This is a genomic window from Pseudomonas sp. NFR16 (assembly GCF_900108875.1).
Lineage (GTDB): Bacteria > Pseudomonadota > Gammaproteobacteria > Pseudomonadales > Pseudomonadaceae > Aquipseudomonas.
In genome coordinates, this window is sequence record NZ_FNYJ01000003.1 from 517,889 (window position 1) to 534,964 (window position 17,076).

Below are 17,076 nucleotides of genomic sequence, written 5' to 3' on the forward strand. Positions count from 1 at the left end.
GCTGAATGCCCATGACAACGAGCGCCATCGAACAACAAACCGTGCGCAGCGCTTGCGATGCCCCTGCCGTCGCGGAGTCGGTCACCGGCCTGATTCTGTCCGGCGGTGGCGCTCGCGCGGCCTATCAGGTCGGCGTACTGGCGGGTATCGCCGACCTGCTGCCCGCGGGTGCGCAAAACCCTTTTCCGGTCATCGTCGGCACGTCGGCTGGCGCCATCAACGCCGTCAAGCTGGCCAGCGGCGCGGCGCATTTTCGGACCGCCATTCACGAGCTGACCCTGTTCTGGCAGAGCTTTCGCAGTCATCAGGTGTTGCGCAGCGACTGGGCCGGGGTCATGCGCCAGGCATCGCGGTTTTTTGTCCGCAGCCTCTTGGGGATCGGCCGCAAACAGGTGCCAGTGGCGCTGCTCGACAGCTCTCCGCTCAAGGAACTGCTCACCGAACGGCTGAATCTGGCCGGCATCGAGGCGGCCATCAACGACCGGCATCTTCGCGCCGTGGCAGTCACCGCGTTCGGCTACGAATCAGGTCAAGCGGTCACCTTTTATCAGGGCAAGGGCACCATCGACGCCTGGCTGCGCCATCGGCGTATCGGTCAGCCGACGCAACTGACGGTGGATCATCTGCTGGCCAGTTCCGCGATCCCGTTGCTGTTCGCCCCGGTCAAGCTTGAGCACGAGTATTTCGGCGACGGCGCCGTGCGGCAGTCGGCTCCGATCAGCCCGGCCTTGCACCTGGGCGCCAATCGGGTGCTGGTCGTGGGTGTCAGCGGCAATCCACGCGGACCGGGCGCGAACAAGCCCGTTCACCGGGCCGTGAGTGGCGCACAGCCGAGCCTTGCGCAGATCAGCGGGCACATGCTCAACAGCACGTTTATCGACAGCCTTGAAAGCGATATCGAATTGCTCGAGCGTTTGAATCTGTTGAGCCGCATGCTGCCCCCGAGCATGCCTCATCAGCCATCGCCGCAGATTTCCGAGCAGCCCACGCCGGTTCAGTCGCTGGCGCCGGTGGAGGTATTGGTGATCTCGCCCAGTCAGCCGCTCGATGAAATTGCTGCCCGACATCGCCGGGAACTGCCAGCAGCCTTGCGCACGTTTCTGCGAGGTCCGGGCGCGACCAAGACCAGCGGGGCAGGGGTGCTGAGTTATCTGTTGTTCGAGTCGGGGTATTGCAGCGAATTGATCGAACTGGGCCGACGCGATGCGATGGCCCAGAAGGAACAGCTGATGAAGTTTCTGCGTCTGGATTGAAGTGTCTGCGGACTCTGTGAGTGTGAGCTTGCTCGGGGCTGCCATCGGACGAAGACTGATTTCCGTCCACTGCCGAAATAAGCCCTGGCCTCTTCCCGGCTGAAGCCGGTCCTACAGACGCTGCAAGCTTTCCGTAGGACCGGCTTTAGCCGGGAAGGCGTCGGGTGTTACGCCGTTGATCGAAGGCGTTAAACACAGTTGCCTTACTCCCTCAGGTCAGGCGTTCCCGGCAGCATCAGCGGCGTCTCGCAATCGGCTACGCCGTGAGTTTGTCATCCCTGAAATCGCGCAACGCTTGCTCGATCTCTTCGCGGCTGTTCATGACGAACGGGCCGTATTGGACGATCGGTTCGCGCAGCGGTTTGCCGGCGATCAGCATCACCTTGGTGTCCACTGCTGCCGTCAGTTGCAGCTCGCCGTTTTCCGACAGCCTTGCCAGACGACTCTTGCCCAGTGTCTGAGGCTGTCCGGCGATCTCTATTTCGCCTTCGTACACATAAAGCAGCACTCGATGACCTTCCGGTACGCGCGGGCTGACGGTCGAGCCTGCCGGCATATGGAAGTCGAAGTAATGCGGTTCGGTATCAGGCCGCTGCACGGCGCCTGCCTGACGGGTCTGACCGTCGTCGAACTGACCGGCAATCACGATCACCTCGACACCGTTCTGCGTGGTGACACGAGGAATGCGTTCGGGCTGGATGTCGTCGTAACCGGCGTCGCCCATCTTCGACTTGCCCGGCAAATTCAGCCACAGCTGGAAACCGCGCATCAGGCCTTCTTCCTGCTCGGGCATTTCGCTGTGGATCACGCCGCGTGCGGCGGTCATCCATTGCACGCCACCGCCTTGCAGCAGGCCGACGTTGCCCATGTGGTCCTCATGGCGCATGCGGCCTTCGAGCATGTACGTCACGGTTTCGAAGCCACGATGCGGGTGTGGCGGAAAGCCTGCGATGTAGTCGTCGGCTTTATCCGAACCGAATTCATCGAGCATCAGGAACGGGTCGAAGAGTTCGACGCCCGGGCCGCCAAAGACCCGTGTCAGTTTGACGCCAGCGCCGTCCGAAGTCGGCTGGCCGGCCTGGATCGACAGCACTTTACGAAATTGAGTCATGAGGCTCACTCCAGAACAGGTGGGAATGACGCCTATGGTATGCCTGTTGATGCGATGGATGGGTGACGTTTTTGCGAGGGATTAATCGATTTTATAGATTGTTCACCGTAGGAACGTGCTTGCCCGCGAACGCGTTCAGTCAGTCGGCATCGGTGTGCCGCAAAAACCTGCAATCGCGTGCAAGCACGCTCCTACGAGAGGGCTGGGGTTATTCCGAAATCTGCAACTTCCTCGCTTCGGTATACACGTACCGCACCTTCTCGTACTCGAACGGCGAATCCATCTGGCCGTATCGGAAGCTGGTGGAGTAGCGGCGGTCGATCGCGCGCAGCAGGTACAGCTCAGGATGGTCCTGACTGACCTGCGCTACGTTAAGGAAGTTGATCTGCGATTCGGCCGTGAAGTCGAACGCCAGACCACCGGTGTCGCGGAAGTTGGACGGCCCCAGGATCGGCAATACGAAGTACGGGCCGGCAGGCACGCCGTAGAAGCCCAGCGTCTGGCCGAAGTCTTCGCTCTGCTTGGGCAGGCCCATTTTGGTGGCCGGGTCCCACAGCCCGGCGATGCCCAGCGTGGTGTTGATGATCAGGCGTCCGGTGGTTTCCATCGAGCGCTTGCCTTTGAACTGCAGCAGGCTGTTCACCAGATTGGGGATATCGCCCAGGTTGCTGAAGAAGTTGCTCACGCCGGTGCGAACGAAGCTTGGGGTGATGTACTTGTAGCCGTTGACCACCGGCAGGAATACCCACTCGTCGAAGCGGTAGTTGAAGTGGTAGACCCGGCGGTTCCAGGACTCCAGCGGGTCGTACACATTCAGGGCGTTGAGCGAGGAGCGCTCGAACTCCTGGGCGTCGAGGCCCGGATTGAATTTCAGCGACTTCAATGGCTCGGTGAAACCGTCCGGATTGTCGACGCGTTGCACCGGCGCGGCCTTGGAGACGATGGGAGCGTCGTCGGCATGAGCCACGCCTGCACACAGCAGGGCAGCGATAAGCAATAGACGTTTAGCCACGGAAAAACTCCAGCATGGCGTCGCTGTTGACGCGATAGTTCATGTTGCCGCAATGACCGCCGTAGGGATAAACGGTCAAGCGATCGCCAAAGGTCTTGCGCAGGAATCCGAGGTCGCCAGGGCCGAGGATCACGTCATCGGCGTTGTGCATCACGGCGATTTTCTTGCTGGTGCTCAGGTAATCCTTCAGCGCGTACAGACTGACCTGATCGACCAGTTGCAACAGGCTGCCGCCGTCAGTGCGCGCACGCCACATCGGGATGACTTGCTCGGTGACGTAGCAGTCGAAGTCGCATTGCAGCGCACGCTTGAGGAACGGCGTGAGGCTGGTGCCTTCGCTGATCGGGGTTTTCGGCGGCGTAATCAGGCCGCGTCGATTGATCAGGTCCGAGGTGAACGCGATGTCGGCGGCAGAGAAGCGGAAGGACGTGCCGATCAGCATCGCCATCTGTTCGTTGGACAAGTGCTGTTTGGACTGTTGGAAGTCATAGAGCAGCGCATCGTTGAGGTCGATGTAGCCTTTCTCGCGGAAGTAGCGCGTCAGTTTCTGCAACACCAGTTCATAGAATGTGGTGCTGTTGGTGATGCCTTTAACCTCGGTCTGAACCATTTTGTCCAGGTTGGTGATCGAGGTGTAGAGGTTCACTGGCGGGTTGATCAGCAGCACTTTCTTGAAATTGAAGCTGCGACGGGTCTCGTCCAGCTTGCTGACGAACGCTGCGTCCAGCGCCCCGAGGCTGTAACCGGTGAGGTAATACTCGGTGACCTGAAGTTTGTTCTGCTGGGCACGCACCGCCTGCATCACCCGATACAAGTCCTCAGCGTCTTCCTTGGTCACGCCTGGCGTGGCAAAGCGTGAGGCAGCGCTCATGAAGTCGTAGCTGGTTGGCGACGAGAGCTGAACGACGTTGTATCCGGCTCCGTAATAAAGCCGCTTCAGGTATTCGTTGAGCGTGCTGTTGTAAGGAGCACCTGTGCCCGCGATAAGGAAGATCAGCGGGGCAGGGTGGTCCTGTCTGGCGAGGCGATAACGCAGTTTTTTAACGGCCCAGAAGTTGTCCGGCAGCGTGAACTCGCGCTCGGGGCGCAGCGTCAGGCTGTAATCGTCCTGATCGATGTCGGCGTCTTCAGGCACCTTGGCACGCAAATCCGGTGGGGTCGTGGCGATCGTCGCTTCGAACGGATTGGTCAAGGGGAAGCCATAGCTGGACGGGTCGATGTCGACCGCCATCACGGACGCACTCAAAAACAGGCCGCCGGAGAGGGCGGCGAGGCGTAGAAAACGAAGCATGACTGAATCCCTTGGGAAAGAAGTGCTGTTGAGATACGCAGGCTATGACACAGGGGGAGTGCGAAAAGTGCCGTAGTGGCATTCTGCATTATTTACCGCGCTGCCCCGTACAAATCCTAGGCGACAATACACGTTCTGGCTCGGATGGCGTGTGCGTATGTGCTTTTAATGCATACCGGTACGTATCCCGTGCTGCCAGCGGCTATGCTGGGCGTCGTTTTTCGTCAGGAGCGTTCCGTGTCGCATCGTTTGCCGCTGTTTTTAGCGTTTATTGCACTGGCTCTCTGGCTGGCCGCCAGTTACGGCCTGCGCTACGGGTTGATGGAGGAGGTGCGATGGGTCGGTTTGTGTGCCGACGGTGCTTCGCAATGGCAATGTGTTGTGCGGGCGAAACTGGGGCTGTTGATCCATTTCGGCGTGTTCGGCTGGGGCGCGCTGATCGTGTCGCTGGTCGCGTTTTTCGTTCCGCGAGGCCGCGGCCGCGGGCTGGCCATCGTAGGATTGCTGCTGGGCGTGTTGGCGCTGGTGCTGTACACGGCCAGTCTGGCGGTGTTCGCGGTGGTGATTGCGGGGTTGCGGTTGGTGCGGGCGCGGTGATCCGCTTTTGATTCTGCCGAGAGGGCGCAGGCGCCTTGCTTGCAGGCGATCTGCCCGGGGTCGCGTTCGACCGCAGCAACTCCAAACGCCAGACAGCATAAAGGGGAGCCGAGGCTCCCCTTTAAATCGTTGCACGTGCTCTTTTTTATTGTTGTAGGGCGGTCTGTTGTTGTTTTTGGCAACCGGTCCCTCTACAGCGTCTTCAGTGGTCCCCATCCGGGACACAAGAGCAAACGTATTTTTTTGAGCGCTGATCTGCTTCGATGCCTTCGTTTGGCGAAGTATCCAACCCGTTCTGGACGCTACCTGAAGGTAGTTTTATTGTTCTCGGTCGGGCTGTGAGGCGTGAGGCCTCTGTAAAGCACATCTACTCCAAAAAAATCTGTTGGCTGCGTCTCTGTACCGTTGTTCTTGTTATGTCAGAGCCGATTCATCTTATTTTTATTGGGTTTTCACATTTTGTTCTTGTTATGCCAGAGATATAGCAGGTGCCGTGCCAACTTTTGCAAAGCCTTTAGAATCAATGGGTTGGTCTAGATAGGCCCTGGGAGCCCCCGTTCGACGTCGCTATTCTGTTTCCGTGTTACCCGCATTCTTATTTGGAATCGGTCCATCGGTAACACAATGTGTTCCTTGCCCCGTCATCCCGCCGAACGCTCTGGATCGGGTAACAGCGGCGTTTCGGTTACCGCGACCGTGCGGGTGACCCGCAGACTGCGCCACAGCGCCAGGGTCATGACGGCACTGGCCGCCGCCCACGCCCAGGCCTGTGGATTGCTCAGCCCTTCACGAAACAACTGTGGAACGATGCCGATGCCGACGATGGACGCCAGCAGAGCGATCTCCCGGCATGGCGCGCGCACTGGCCGGAACAGATAAAAGAGGGCGGGCAACCACAGCGTTGGCGTCGCAAAGCTGCGATAGCGCGGGTCGAACACCATCGCCAGCATCATCACTGCCGCAGCGAAACCTGCCGCGCTCAGCCACCAGCCCGCGCGGCGTTCGAGAGCGTTGAAGGCGCGACCGCGCCAGCCGGTTCTTTCCGACAGGGACAGCGCGGCATGCACCAGCACCACCAGATTCAGGCCCACCAGCGCCGCCGCCCAGATGTACTCGCCCACGAAGCGGCTGTTCACGCGCGCCAGTTCGCCCCACGTGGCGATGCAGCAACCGCCGAACGCGGCCATCAACGGCAGCACCAGCGCCTGGCGGGCCTGGGCAGTCGGGCCTGCGATGGACAGCGCAAGCAGGCTGATCGCGCCACTTGTTGCCAACCAGTGCGGCCAGTACGGCAAGTTCGAAACCGGCCCGGCCAGCACGCCCTTTTCCTGGCGGTCGGCATCGAACAGCCCCCAGTAACCGCCCACCGCGCCCTCGGCCTCACGTTTCCACGGCTGGTCGAAGGCTTCGATCAGGTTGTAATGCCAGCCGTTCTGTTCAGCCATCGCCACAAAGCTGCGAATGAACCTCGCCTCATTGACCCGGCTCGGCAGTGCCGTTTCTCGCTGACGCCCCTCGCTTGGCCAACCGGTCTCGCCTATGACAATGTCCTTGGGCGCAAATGTGTGACCGAACACCTGACGGATCTGCGCGACATGGGCCAGCGCGTCATCGATACCGGTGGGGTCATCTTCCCAGTACGGCAGCAAATGGATCGTCAGGAAATCCACGGCCGGCGCGACTTCGGGATACTGCAGCCAGTATTCCCAGACATCGGCATAGGTGACCGGCTGCTTCACCTGGGCTTTGACCTGGCCGATCAGCCGGGCGAGTTGAGCGCCCGTCACTTCCTTGCGTAACAGGGTTTCGTTACCGACGATGACAGAGGTGACAACGTCCGGTGCCTCATTGGCTGCCTTGATCAGAGCCGCGATTTCCTTCGCCGTGTCCACCGGATTGGCATTCACCCACGCCCCGAGCATGACTTTCAGACCGTGTCTGCGGGCGATCTCCGGAATCGCTTCCAGGCCTGTCATCGAGTACGTGCGGATGCATTCGAAACGCGTCGCCAGCAAGGCAAGGTCAGCGTCCATGCGTGCCGGGCGCAGGGTGAATGGCTGATCGAAAGGCGACTGATCCTTATCGAAGGGCGTGTAAGACGCGCATTGCAGTTTATGGGTTGGCGTCGCGGCATCCGGCAGAACCACGGGCCGGCCCAGGCCATACCAGTAACCGCACATCACGATCAGCCCGATCAGACAGGAGAAGAGGTAAAGCACAACAGGCGAGCGGGAGGTGGCGGACATGATCGAGCCGAGAGGGGGCAGAAGGCCGCAGTCTAGCAAGACGGCGCCGTTACATCTGTGGGCGCGAGGCTCGTCGCACGATCCGCCGTGAACCGGCCATGAAACCTGGGATTGCGGTCATCGCTGACGCACCCTGAACGCCTGTTTTCAACCACTGCCTCGCAGCCCATTGCGGGGATAACGACGCTTTTGGGAAAGGGAGTCAGGCGGGGTATTCGATTAACCATGCAATTTTCGGACGGACTGTTCCTCGTTTTACGACCTGTCTGTCGTTGATGGCCTGGTGATGTCGTTTCCACCTGTTTGAGTGTCGCTGACAGGAAAGGCACAAGGTCGGTGGGGGCAGATGATCGGCTGGTCAACGCAGCGTGTGCAGCTGCGCAGGCAAGTGGTTGAAGCGTGAATGTCCTGCGATGCGCCAAATGCGGGCGCGGGCCGCGGACAAAAAAAACGTTAACGATTCCCGACGACCGTCGGGTTCAGGACTACCGGGGAAGTAAAGATGAAGATGCGAAAAATCCTGGGTGCGGGTGCCGCTCTGGCGCTTGCCATCAGTTCCACGCTGGCCCTTGCCGACACTAAACCGGAGCTGAGCATCGGCTATGTGGATGGCTGGTCCGACAGCGTTGCGACGACAAACGTGGCCGCCGAAGTGATCAAGGAAAAACTGGGCTACCCCGTGAAACTGCAGGCGGTCGCTGCCGGGATCATGTGGCAGGGCGTGGCAACCGGCAAACTGGACATGATGCTGTCCGCCTGGCTGCCTGTGACCCACGGCGAGTACTGGACCAAGAACAAGGACAAGGTCACCGACTATGGTCCGAACTTCAAGGACGCGAAAATCGGCCTGATCGTGCCGGAGTACGTAAAAGCCAACTCGGTGGCTGATTTGAAGACCGATGAGTCTTTCAAGAAAAAAATCGTCGGTATCGACGCAGGCTCGGGCGTCATGATCAAGACCGATCAGGCGATCAAAGACTACGGCCTGGACGGTTACAAACTGCAGGCAAGTTCGGGCGCCGGCATGATCGCCGAGCTGACCCGCGCCGAGAACAAGAAGGAATCCATTGCCGTGACCGGCTGGGTGCCTCACTGGATGTTCGCCAAATGGAAGCTGAAATTCCTGGAAGATCCAAAGGGCGTATACGGTGCAGCAGAAACCGTCGACAACATCGGCAGCCTGGACCTGGCCAAGAAAGCGCCGGACGTGGCTGACTTCCTGAAAAAATTCCAGTGGACCAGCAAGGACGAGATCGGCGAGGTCATGCTCGCCATTCAGGACGGCGCCAAGCCTGAAGCAGCCGCCAAGGACTGGGTCGCCAAGCACCCTGACCGCGTAAAAGAGTGGACCGGTAAGTAAATCGCCACAAAGATTTAATCTGTACCCGAACCGCCTGGTGAGTGATCGCCAGGCGGTTTTTTATCGCCTGTCTGACGTAACCGGAGCACGCTCAACCTTCAATCCTGCAGGCCTGCCTGATACGCCACTTGCGCCAAACATGCCTCCGGTTTTCCGCCGGTGACGGAAAGTGCAGCTCCGCGCACATCAGCTAATGTCGTTCTAATACTAAGGTCGTCTGGAGTGCGGCTCAGAGCCGACTAAAGTGCAATACGTGACATCCATCTGTGCTGCGAGGACAAAAACAATGAACGACAGCATTTACCTCTCGATTCAGAACAGCCCCCGTTTCAAGGAGCTGGTCTCGAAAAGGGAACGATTCGCCTGGATTCTCTCGGCGATCATGCTTGGGCTCTATTCCGCTTTCATCCTTCTGATCGCTTACGGGCCTCAAGTGCTTGGCGCCAAACTCAGCGCCACATCATCCATTACCTGGGGAATGCCAATCGGCGTGGGTCTGATCATCTCCGCGTTCGTGTTGACCGCCATCTACGTTCGTCGCGCAAACGGCGAATTCGATGAGCTGAACAACGCGATCCTGAAGGAGGCACAACAATGATCAGGCGCCTGTTTGCAGCTTTGGGCCTTGCGGCCTTTGCACCGACACTCTGGGCGGCGGATGCCCTGACTGGCGCTGTGCAGAAACAACCGCTCAACGTGGCCGCGATCGTCATGTTCGTGATCTTCGTCGGCGCCACGTTGTGCGTGACCTACTGGGCGGCCAAGAAGAACAAGTCGGCAGCGGACTATTACGCGGCTGGCGGCAAGATCACCGGTTTCCAGAACGGCCTTGCCATTGCCGGTGACTACATGTCGGCTGCGTCCTTCCTGGGTATTTCCGCTCTGGTGTACGCCTCCGGTTACGACGGCCTGATCTATTCGATCGGCTTCCTCGTCGGCTGGCCGATCATTCTGTTCCTGATCGCCGAACGCCTGCGCAACCTGGGTAAATACACCTTCGCTGACGTGGCGTCTTACCGCCTGAAGCAGAAGGAAATCCGTACCCTGTCCGCCTGCGGTTCGCTGGTGGTGGTGGCGTTCTACCTGATCGCGCAAATGGTCGGTGCCGGCAAGCTGATCCAGCTGCTGTTCGGCCTGGACTACAACGTCGCGGTCGTGCTCGTCGGTATCCTGATGTGCCTGTATGTGCTCTTCGGCGGCATGCTGGCGACCACCTGGGTACAGATCATCAAGGCCGTGCTGCTGCTCTCCGGCGCATCGTTCATGGCGCTGATGGTGATGAAGCACGTCAACTTCGACTTCAACGTCCTGTTCTCCGAAGCCGTGAAGGTTCACCCTAAAGGTGAGGCCATCATGAGCCCGGGCGGTCTGGTGAAAGATCCGATCTCTGCGTTCTCTCTCGGTCTGGCGCTGATGTTCGGCACCGCCGGTCTGCCGCACATCCTGATGCGCTTCTTCACTGTGAGCGACGCGAAGGAGGCTCGTAAATCGGTTCTCTACGCGACCGGCTTCATCGGCTACTTCTACATCCTGACCTTCATCATCGGCTTCGGCGCGATCCTGCTGGTCAGCACCAACCCGGCGTTCAAGGATGCAGCGGGCGCTCTGTTGGGCGGTAACAACATGGCGGCGGTTCACCTGGCCAACGCGGTAGGCGGCAGTCTGTTCCTGGGCTTCATCTCGGCGGTGGCGTTCGCGACCATCCTAGCGGTGGTGGCAGGTCTGACACTGGCGGGTGCATCGGCGGTGTCCCATGACCTGTACGCCAGTGTGATCAAGGCGGGCAAAGCCAACGAGAAAGATGAAATCCGCGTATCGAAGATCACCACCGTCGCGCTGGCAATCGTTGCCATCGTGCTGGGTATCGCCTTCGAAAGTCAGAACATCGCGTTCATGGTGGGCCTGGCGTTCTCGATCGCAGCCAGCTGCAACTTCCCTGTGCTGCTGCTCTCGATGTACTGGAAGAACCTGACCACCCGCGGCGCCATGATCGGCGGCTGGATGGGGCTTATCAGCGCCGTGGTGCTGATGATTCTCGGCCCGACCATCTGGGTGCAGATCCTGCACCACGAAAAGGCCATCTTCCCGTACGAATACCCGGCATTCTTCTCGATCATCATCGCGTTCGTGGGGATCTGGTTCTTCTCGATCACCGACAAGTCGAAAGCGGCCGAGGGCGAGCGAGCCCTGTTCTTCCCGCAGTTCGTGCGTTCGCAGACCGGCCTCGGCGCCAGTGGGGCGGTTTCTCACTGATCTGAGGTTTCAACGCTACATGAACCCCGCTTCGGCGGGGTTTTTTATGGGTTTCACGGCTGCGGAAGTGGGGCCGGCCCCTCAATGTATCGCCTGCGAGCGGGTGTTTCGCGGATGAATCTGCTCCTGGCATCGAATGCATCTGGCCTTGAGAAGAGTGGAGGGACTTCTATTTGCTACCTATAAAAAAACCCGCCACGAAGGCGGGTTTTTTCACTGGTTGCCAGGAGGTCATATCCTGCCGAGCAGCACCAGAATCAACAGAATCACCAGGATCGTACCGATGATACCCGACGGACCGTAGCCCCAACTTCTGGAGTGTGGGAAGACGGGAAGACCGCCGATCAACAGGAGGATCAGAATGATGATAAGAATTGTGCCGATGCCCATGACGAGTTCCTTCTTGTGTACTTGGTAGATGGCCGTGCAGTTCAAGATTCTGCCAACTTGGCGAAATGTTGTGCTGCCTGATTAATCCGACTGTCGGCATAATCAAAAGGTTCTGATTTCAGGAAATAAAAATTAACAACAGAAAAAAAGGCTTATAAATTATGGGCTTGTAATATTTATTGGTTGGCTTCTCATGATGTTAAATCGCTTTATCTCCTCTTGTAAGAGGCGGTTTGAGTCCGGAACTAATGATTGACGGATGGGTCGGCAGAAAGTTCTGAACCTGCCGTAATAGCAAGCAAGCTAACAGTCGTCCTCGGTTTGGTACGTCGACTCACCGTCGCATCTTTTGTTTATTGTCTTTATTCGCCCGCCGTTGCCGATGAGGCGAAGTGAAATCTGCTCAGGCGGGTGGCGGTTTGCATTGCATATTCAGCGAGCTGATGAAGGGGTTGTCGGACAATTTGTCTGTTTAAACTGAGGCCAACTCCCTCGTAACCGACAAGGCAATTGCTATGCAAAATCGCATCATGATCACTGGCGCCGGGTCCGGACTGGGTCGCGAGATCGCGCTGCGCTGGGCGCGTGAAGGCTGGCGACTGGCGCTGTCGGACATCACTGACGGCGGGCTGCAAGAGACGTTGAAAGGCGTGCGCGAGGCGGGTGGGGAAGGCTTCGTGCAACGCTGCGATGTGCGGGACTACAGCCAGTTGACCGCATTGGCCCAGGCGTGCGAGCAGAAGTTCGGCGGCATCGACATTATCGTCAACAACGCAGGTGTGGCCTCTGGCGGCTTCTTCGACGAGCTTTCACTCGAGGACTGGGACTGGCAGATCGCGATTAATCTGATGGGCGTCGTCAAAGGCTGCAAAGCGTTCCTGCCGTTGCTCGCGCAGAGCAAGGGCAAGATCATCAACATCGCCTCGATGGCAGCGTTGATGCAGGGTCCGGCGATGAGCAATTACAACGTTGCCAAGGCCGGTGTGGTTGCGTTGTCGGAAAGCCTGCTGGTCGAGCTTCGTCAATCGGAGGTTGGCGTGCACGTCGTGTGTCCTTCCTTCTTTCAGACCAATCTGCTTGATTCCTTCCGCGGGCCGACGCCTGCCATGAAAGCCCAGGTTGGCAAACTGCTGGAAAGTTCACCCATCAGCGCCAGTGACATCGCCGATTACATCTTCCGGCAAGTGGCCGAAGGCGAGTTCATGATTCTGCCTCACGAACAGGGGCGCATGGCCTGGCATCTCAAGCAGAAAAATCCGCAGATGCTGTACGACGAGATGGCAATCATGGCCGAGAAGATGCGCGCGAAGGCCAGGTCGGTCAGTTCGTGACGGCCTGAAGCCGGCCATTTCTGATAGGGTGGCCGGCATCGTTCTGGCCACCTTTGTAGAGAATTCCCGTGCTCAACTACCTCTGGTTCTTCCTCGCGGCGCTGTTCGAGATTGCTGGCTGTTACGCCTTCTGGATGTGGCTGCGACAGGGCAAAAGTGCGCTCTGGATCGTGCCTGCGCTGGTCAGTCTGACCCTGTTCGCCATGCTGTTGACCCGTGCGGAAGCTCAGTTTGCCGGCCGGGCCTATGCCGCTTACGGCGGCATCTACATCATTGCCTCGATTGCCTGGCTGGGGATCATCGAGCGCGCGCGGCCGCTGGGCTCAGACTGGATTGGCGTCGCGTTCTGTGTGATCGGCGCAACCATCATCCTGCTGGGCCCTCGCTGGACCCAGACCCTTTGACGCGAGCCTGTTCGGGCCAGGAAAAATCTGACGTCTGCAAAGCGGGTTTCACACGGAGTCCAGCCGACGCGGCTTCTTGTAGGAATCGTCTGTCGGCCATGTGCGCAAGTCGTTGAAGGGCGTTACTGATTTGTCCTGTACGCATTGATGCACCGATGCCTGCGGGTCAACCTGCTGACTTGGTGACCTCCAAGGGAGTAGGAAACATGCTGGTATTGACGAGGGAAATCGGAGACACATTCTCCATCGGCGACGACATTACCGTGCAGATTCTGGGCATCACGGGCAATCAGGTTCGTCTCGGTATCGAGGCGCCGCAGTACGTAAAGATCCATCGTGCCGAGGTCTACCGACGGATCGCCGCACGCCTGCAGCAGTTGGCGGCGCAGAGGGCCGGCAGGTAGACGACGGTTTTCACTCCTCGAAATATTCTTTCGGTACGTCGTGCTTGAGCATCAGTTGACACTGCTGGCTGTCGAGGTCAAAAAAAATCACCGCCTGACCCTTGCTCAGTGCATGGCGGACGCGCAGGACCCGGGTTTCCAGCGGTGTTTCATCACCGTTATCCGTGCCATCGCGGGTGACAAAATCCTCGATCAGTCGCGTAAGGGTGTCGGCTTCGAGTTGGTCGTGAGGGATCAGCATGGAATTCTCGGTGTGCGCAGGGGCGGATGGCGGCGATGCTAGCGCGGTCCGAGAATCGAGGCTACATCCGCCATGTCAGATTCCCACACCAGTTGCCGACTGCAGGAAGCCCACTCTGCGCGAGCGGGCTTCCACGACTGGGCCGATCAGCGCTGGCCCATCAACGTGTCCACGGACGGCACGCGGGTGTCGCTTTCCATCTGCGCGTCGTGCTCCAGTTGGTGACTGAAGTTTTCCAGTGAAGCGTTGGACGGATGCGCATCGCTGGCGAAGACCGGCGGGCTCATGATGTAGGCGGTCAGCAGCCGGCTCAAGGTGTTGAGGCTGTCGATGTGCGTCCTTTCATAACCGTGGGTCGCGTCACAGCCGAAGGCCAGCAACGCCGTGCGGGTGTCGTAACCGGCAGTGATCGCCGAGTGGGCATCGCTGTAGTAGTAGCGGAACAGGTCGCGCCGCACCGAGAGCTCTTTTTCCTGCCCCAGGCGCAGCAGGTGGCGGGACAGATGATAGTCATACGGCCCGCCGGAATCCTGCATCGCTACGCTCACCGCGTGTTCGCTGGAGTGTTGGCCCGGAGCAACCGGCGCAATGTCGATGCCGACGAACTCGCTGACGTCCCACGGCAGGCTGCCCGCCGCCCCGCTGCCGGTTTCCTCGGTAATGGTAAACAGCGGATGACAGTCGATCATCGGTTCCGCGCCACTGTCGACAATCGCCTTGAGCGCAGCGAGCAGGGCGGCGACGCCGGCTTTGTCGTCCAGATGGCGCGCGCTGATGTGGCCGCTGTCGGTGAACTCAGGTAATGGATCGAACGCCACGAAGTCGCCGATGTTGACGCCCAGCGATTCGCAGTCGGCGCGGGTGGCGCTGTAAGCGTCCAGCCGCAACTCGATGTGGTCCCAGCTGATGGGCATGGTGTCGACGGCGGTGTTAAACGCGTGCCCCGACGCCATCAGCGGCAGCACGCTGCCGCGAATCACGCCGGTGTCGGTGAACACGCTGACGCGGCTGCCTTCAGCGAAGCGGCTCGACCAGCAGCCTACCGGTGCCAGGCCCAGCCGGCCGTTGTCTTTAACTTCGCGCACGCTGGCGCCGATGGTGTCCAGGTGAGCGGAAACGGCCCGGTCCGGACTGCTCTGCTTGCCTTTGAGGGTGGCGCGGATCGTCCCCCGACGCGTCAGCTCGAAGGGAATGCCGAGTTCTTCCAGGCGCTCTGCGACATAGCGCACGATGGTGTCGGTAAAGCCCGTAGGGCTGGGAATCGCGAGCATTTCCAGCAGGACTTTCTGCAGGTAATTCAGATCCGGTTCGAGGATTTTTGCAGTGGTCATGGGAGGCTCCTATCGGAGCAGCTACGAGCTTCAAGCTGTAAGCCGCAAGTGGTCGCGCTGACCTCGCTTGCAGCTGATGCTTGAAGCTTGCCGCTGCTGTTATTCAGCCGTGCACAGGCAAGCTATGGGGGAACAGAAGATCGACGAAGCGTTCGGCGGTCGGCTGCGGTTCGTGATTGGCGAGACCACAGCGTTCGTTGGCTTCGATGAACACGTATTCCGGTTGATCGGCGGCAGGGACCATCAGGTCCAGGCCCACCACCGGGATGTCGAGGGCGCGGGCGGCGCGGACAGCCGCATCTTTAAGCACTGGATGAAGGATTGCGGTGACGTCCTCCAGGCAGCCGCCGGTGTGCAGGTTGGCGGTGCGACGGACCGCCAGCCGCTGATCGGCGGGCAGCACGCTGTCGAACGTGAAGCCGGCATCCTCCACGGTCCGACGGGTTTCGTCGTCCATCGGGATCTTGCTTTCTCCCCCCGTCGCTGCGGCGCGTCGGCGGCTCTGGGCTTCGATCAACTGGCCGACGGTGTGTCGGCCATCGCCCATGATTTCGGCAGGACGGCGAATGGCCGCCGCCACCACTTCAAAGCCGATGACGACAATGCGCAGGTCGAGGCCTTCGTGGAAGCTTTCCAGCAACACACGGCTGTCGAACTGTCGAGCGCGCTCGACCGCTGCCTGCACGTCATCGATAGTGCGCAGATCCACGGCCACGCCCTGGCCCTGTTCACCGTCCACCGGCTTGACCACCACCCGCTCGTGTTCATCGAGGAACGCAAGGTTGTCGTCGCCATTGCCCGCCATCTGCTGGACCGGTACTTCAAGACCTGCGGCTTTGAGCGCTTTCTGCGTCAGTCGCTTGTCCTGACAAAGCGTCATGCTGACCGCCGTGGTCAGGTCGCTCAACGACTCGCGGCAACGAATTCGGCGCCCGCCATGAATCAGCGTGAACAGGCCTGCCTCGGCATCGTCCACCTGCACTTCGATGCCGCGACGGTGGGCTTCATCGACGATGATCCGTGCGTAAGGGTTGAATTCCGCCTGCGGACCGGGGCCCAGGAAGAGTTTCTCGTTGATACCGTTTTTACGTTTGATAGCGAACGTCGGCAGGTTGCGAAAGCCGAGTTTGTTGTACAAGTTTTTTGCCTGCTGGTTGTCGTGCAGGACTGACAGGTCCAGATACGCCAGCCCCCGGCTCTGAAAATGCTCGATCAGATGGCGCACCAGCACTTCGCCGACACCAGGCCGCGTGCATTGCGGGTCGACCGCCAGGCACCAGAGGCTGCTGCCGTTTTCCGGGTCGTTGAAGGCCTTCTGATGATTGAGTCCCATCACGCTGCCGATGACCGCATTAGTGCTCTCATCCTCGGCGATCCAGTACACCGGGCCGCCCAGATGGCGAGGCGTCAGCAGGTTCGGATCGATGGGCAGCATGCCGCGCGCGATGTACAGGTTGTTGATGGCGGTCCAGTCGTCCTGGTTCTGCGCGCGCCGAATGCGAAATCCGCGAAACACTCGTTGCGCAGGGCGGTAGTCGCTGAACCACAGACGCAACGTGTCGGAGGGGTCCAGAAACAGCTGCTGTGGCGACTGTGCCAGCACTTGCTGGGGCGCTGCCACATAGAGCGCAATGTCGCGCTCCCCGGGCTTTTCATTGAGCAGGTCGTCTGCCAGCGTCGCAGGATCGGGATAGGTATGCCCGATCAACAGGCGTCCCCAGCCGCAATGCAGGGCCAGAGGCTCGGCGTCCATCGCGCTGCCATCCTCGGCGAGCCGTGCCTGCAGGCGCTCGTAGGACGGCGGCTGACCACGCAAGAGGCGCTGGTTATAGATCGAAGCGTTGGCTTTCAT

The 17,076-nt window shown here is 59.7% G+C and carries 16 protein-coding genes; 8 read left to right on the forward strand and 8 right to left on the reverse strand.

Annotated features, from left to right (window positions below; translation table 11 throughout):
• Positions 1–5 precede the first annotated feature (5 nt).
• Positions 6–1,253, forward strand: coding sequence for a patatin-like phospholipase family protein (locus tag BMZ10_RS15290; RefSeq protein ID WP_256214510.1), 1,248 nt, complete (start codon positions 6–8; stop codon positions 1,251–1,253).
• A gap of 256 nt (positions 1,254–1,509) precedes the next feature.
• Here the strand turns inward: BMZ10_RS15290 and BMZ10_RS15295 are convergent, their stop codons facing one another.
• The 3 genes from BMZ10_RS15295 to BMZ10_RS15305 form a co-directional block, all read right to left on the reverse strand.
• Entirely contained in the window at positions 1,510–2,364 is an 855-nt protein-coding gene (locus BMZ10_RS15295; protein WP_093463799.1) for a pirin family protein, read from the reverse strand.
• Between the two features lie 208 nt (positions 2,365–2,572).
• Positions 2,573–3,376, reverse strand: coding sequence for an MlaA family lipoprotein (locus tag BMZ10_RS15300; protein ID WP_093463801.1), 804 nt, complete (start codon positions 3,374–3,376; stop codon positions 2,573–2,575).
• The gene (locus tag BMZ10_RS15305) at positions 3,369–4,667 is read right to left on the reverse strand and encodes a serine/threonine protein kinase (RefSeq protein ID WP_093463804.1); all 1,299 of its coding nucleotides are present in this window, start codon (positions 4,665–4,667) and stop codon (positions 3,369–3,371) included. The genes BMZ10_RS15300 and BMZ10_RS15305 overlap by 8 nt, the downstream gene beginning before the upstream one ends.
• Positions 4,668–4,904: 237 nt before the next feature.
• Here BMZ10_RS15305 and BMZ10_RS15310 point away from each other — a divergent pair, with 237 nt between their 5' ends.
• Entirely contained in the window at positions 4,905–5,264 is a 360-nt protein-coding gene (locus BMZ10_RS15310) for a hypothetical protein (RefSeq protein WP_093464184.1), read from the forward strand.
• A gap of 641 nt (positions 5,265–5,905) precedes the next feature.
• Here the strand turns inward: BMZ10_RS15310 and BMZ10_RS15315 are convergent.
• Complete coding sequence (locus BMZ10_RS15315) at positions 5,906–7,510, reverse strand: glycoside hydrolase family 17 protein (RefSeq protein ID WP_093463807.1); 1,605 nt, start codon at positions 7,508–7,510, stop codon at positions 5,906–5,908.
• 502 nt (positions 7,511–8,012) lie between these two features.
• On the opposite strand from BMZ10_RS15315, the gene BMZ10_RS15320 reads away from it, so the two are divergent.
• From BMZ10_RS15320 to BMZ10_RS15330, 3 genes are all read left to right on the forward strand, one after another.
• Positions 8,013–8,870, forward strand: a complete 858-nt coding sequence (locus tag BMZ10_RS15320; RefSeq protein ID WP_093463810.1) for a glycine betaine ABC transporter substrate-binding protein — start codon at positions 8,013–8,015, stop codon at positions 8,868–8,870.
• Positions 8,871–9,156: 286 nt separating this feature from the next.
• On the forward strand, positions 9,157–9,468 hold the full coding sequence (locus BMZ10_RS15325; RefSeq protein WP_093463813.1) for a DUF485 domain-containing protein: 312 nt from the start codon (positions 9,157–9,159) through the stop codon (positions 9,466–9,468).
• Positions 9,465–11,123, forward strand: coding sequence for a cation acetate symporter (locus tag BMZ10_RS15330; RefSeq protein ID WP_093463816.1), 1,659 nt, complete (start codon positions 9,465–9,467; stop codon positions 11,121–11,123). Before BMZ10_RS15325 ends, BMZ10_RS15330 begins: the two co-directional genes overlap by 4 nt.
• Positions 11,124–11,354: 231 nt before the next feature.
• Here BMZ10_RS15330 and BMZ10_RS15335 read toward each other — a convergent pair whose 3' ends face one another.
• Positions 11,355–11,513, reverse strand: a complete 159-nt coding sequence (locus tag BMZ10_RS15335) for a DUF3309 family protein (RefSeq protein ID WP_092410703.1) — start codon at positions 11,511–11,513, stop codon at positions 11,355–11,357.
• A 515-nt stretch (positions 11,514–12,028) separates the two neighbouring features.
• On the opposite strand from BMZ10_RS15335, the gene BMZ10_RS15340 reads away from it, so the two are divergent.
• From BMZ10_RS15340 to csrA, 3 genes are all read left to right on the forward strand, one after another.
• A complete protein-coding gene (locus tag BMZ10_RS15340) occupies positions 12,029–12,844 on the forward strand; it encodes an SDR family oxidoreductase (RefSeq protein ID WP_093463820.1) in 816 nt (271 codons plus the stop codon).
• 68 nt (positions 12,845–12,912) lie between these two features.
• A complete protein-coding gene (locus BMZ10_RS15345) occupies positions 12,913–13,248 on the forward strand; it encodes a YnfA family protein (protein ID WP_093463823.1) in 336 nt (111 codons plus the stop codon).
• Between the two features lie 206 nt (positions 13,249–13,454).
• Positions 13,455–13,652, forward strand: a complete 198-nt coding sequence (gene csrA / locus BMZ10_RS15350; protein WP_093464186.1) for a carbon storage regulator CsrA — start codon at positions 13,455–13,457, stop codon at positions 13,650–13,652.
• Positions 13,653–13,662: 10 nt separating this feature from the next.
• Here csrA and BMZ10_RS15355 read toward each other — a convergent pair whose 3' ends face one another.
• The 3 genes from BMZ10_RS15355 to ngg all read right to left on the reverse strand — a co-directional run bounded on the left by BMZ10_RS15355 (position 13,663) and on the right by ngg (position 17,076).
• Positions 13,663–13,893, reverse strand: coding sequence for a YheU family protein (locus BMZ10_RS15355; protein WP_093463826.1), 231 nt, complete (start codon positions 13,891–13,893; stop codon positions 13,663–13,665).
• Between the two features lie 146 nt (positions 13,894–14,039).
• Positions 14,040–15,224 carry an osmoprotectant NAGGN system M42 family peptidase gene (locus BMZ10_RS15360; RefSeq protein WP_093463828.1) on the reverse strand — a complete coding sequence of 395 codons (1,185 nt, stop codon included), beginning with the start codon at positions 15,222–15,224 and terminating at the stop codon, positions 14,040–14,042.
• Positions 15,225–15,327: 103 nt separating this feature from the next.
• The gene (ngg, locus tag BMZ10_RS15365) at positions 15,328–17,076 is read right to left on the reverse strand and encodes an N-acetylglutaminylglutamine synthetase (RefSeq protein ID WP_093463831.1); all 1,749 of its coding nucleotides are present in this window, start codon (positions 17,074–17,076) and stop codon (positions 15,328–15,330) included.

Coding starts and splice junctions, on each gene's coding strand:
- BMZ10_RS15330 (WP_093463816.1), top strand. CDS start 9,465: ATGATCAGGCGCCTGTTTGCAGCTTTGGGCCTTGCGGCCTTTGCACCG.
- BMZ10_RS15290 (WP_256214510.1), top strand. CDS start 6: ATGCCCATGACAACGAGCGCCATCGAACAACAAACCGTGCGCAGCGCT.
- BMZ10_RS15305 (WP_093463804.1), bottom strand. CDS start 4,667: ATGCTTCGTTTTCTACGCCTCGCCGCCCTCTCCGGCGGCCTGTTTTTG.
- BMZ10_RS15360 (WP_093463828.1), bottom strand. CDS start 15,224: ATGACCACTGCAAAAATCCTCGAACCGGATCTGAATTACCTGCAGAAA.
- BMZ10_RS15355 (WP_093463826.1), bottom strand. CDS start 13,893: ATGCTGATCCCTCACGACCAACTCGAAGCCGACACCCTTACGCGACTG.
- BMZ10_RS15325 (WP_093463813.1), top strand. CDS start 9,157: ATGAACGACAGCATTTACCTCTCGATTCAGAACAGCCCCCGTTTCAAG.
- csrA (WP_093464186.1), top strand. CDS start 13,455: ATGCTGGTATTGACGAGGGAAATCGGAGACACATTCTCCATCGGCGAC.
- BMZ10_RS15340 (WP_093463820.1), top strand. CDS start 12,029: ATGCAAAATCGCATCATGATCACTGGCGCCGGGTCCGGACTGGGTCGC.
- BMZ10_RS15315 (WP_093463807.1), bottom strand. CDS start 7,510: ATGTCCGCCACCTCCCGCTCGCCTGTTGTGCTTTACCTCTTCTCCTGT.
- BMZ10_RS15295 (WP_093463799.1), bottom strand. CDS start 2,364: ATGACTCAATTTCGTAAAGTGCTGTCGATCCAGGCCGGCCAGCCGACT.
- BMZ10_RS15320 (WP_093463810.1), top strand. CDS start 8,013: ATGAAGATGCGAAAAATCCTGGGTGCGGGTGCCGCTCTGGCGCTTGCC.
- BMZ10_RS15335 (WP_092410703.1), bottom strand. CDS start 11,513: ATGGGCATCGGCACAATTCTTATCATCATTCTGATCCTCCTGTTGATC.
- ngg (WP_093463831.1), bottom strand. CDS start 17,076: ATGAAAGCCAACGCTTCGATCTATAACCAGCGCCTCTTGCGTGGTCAG.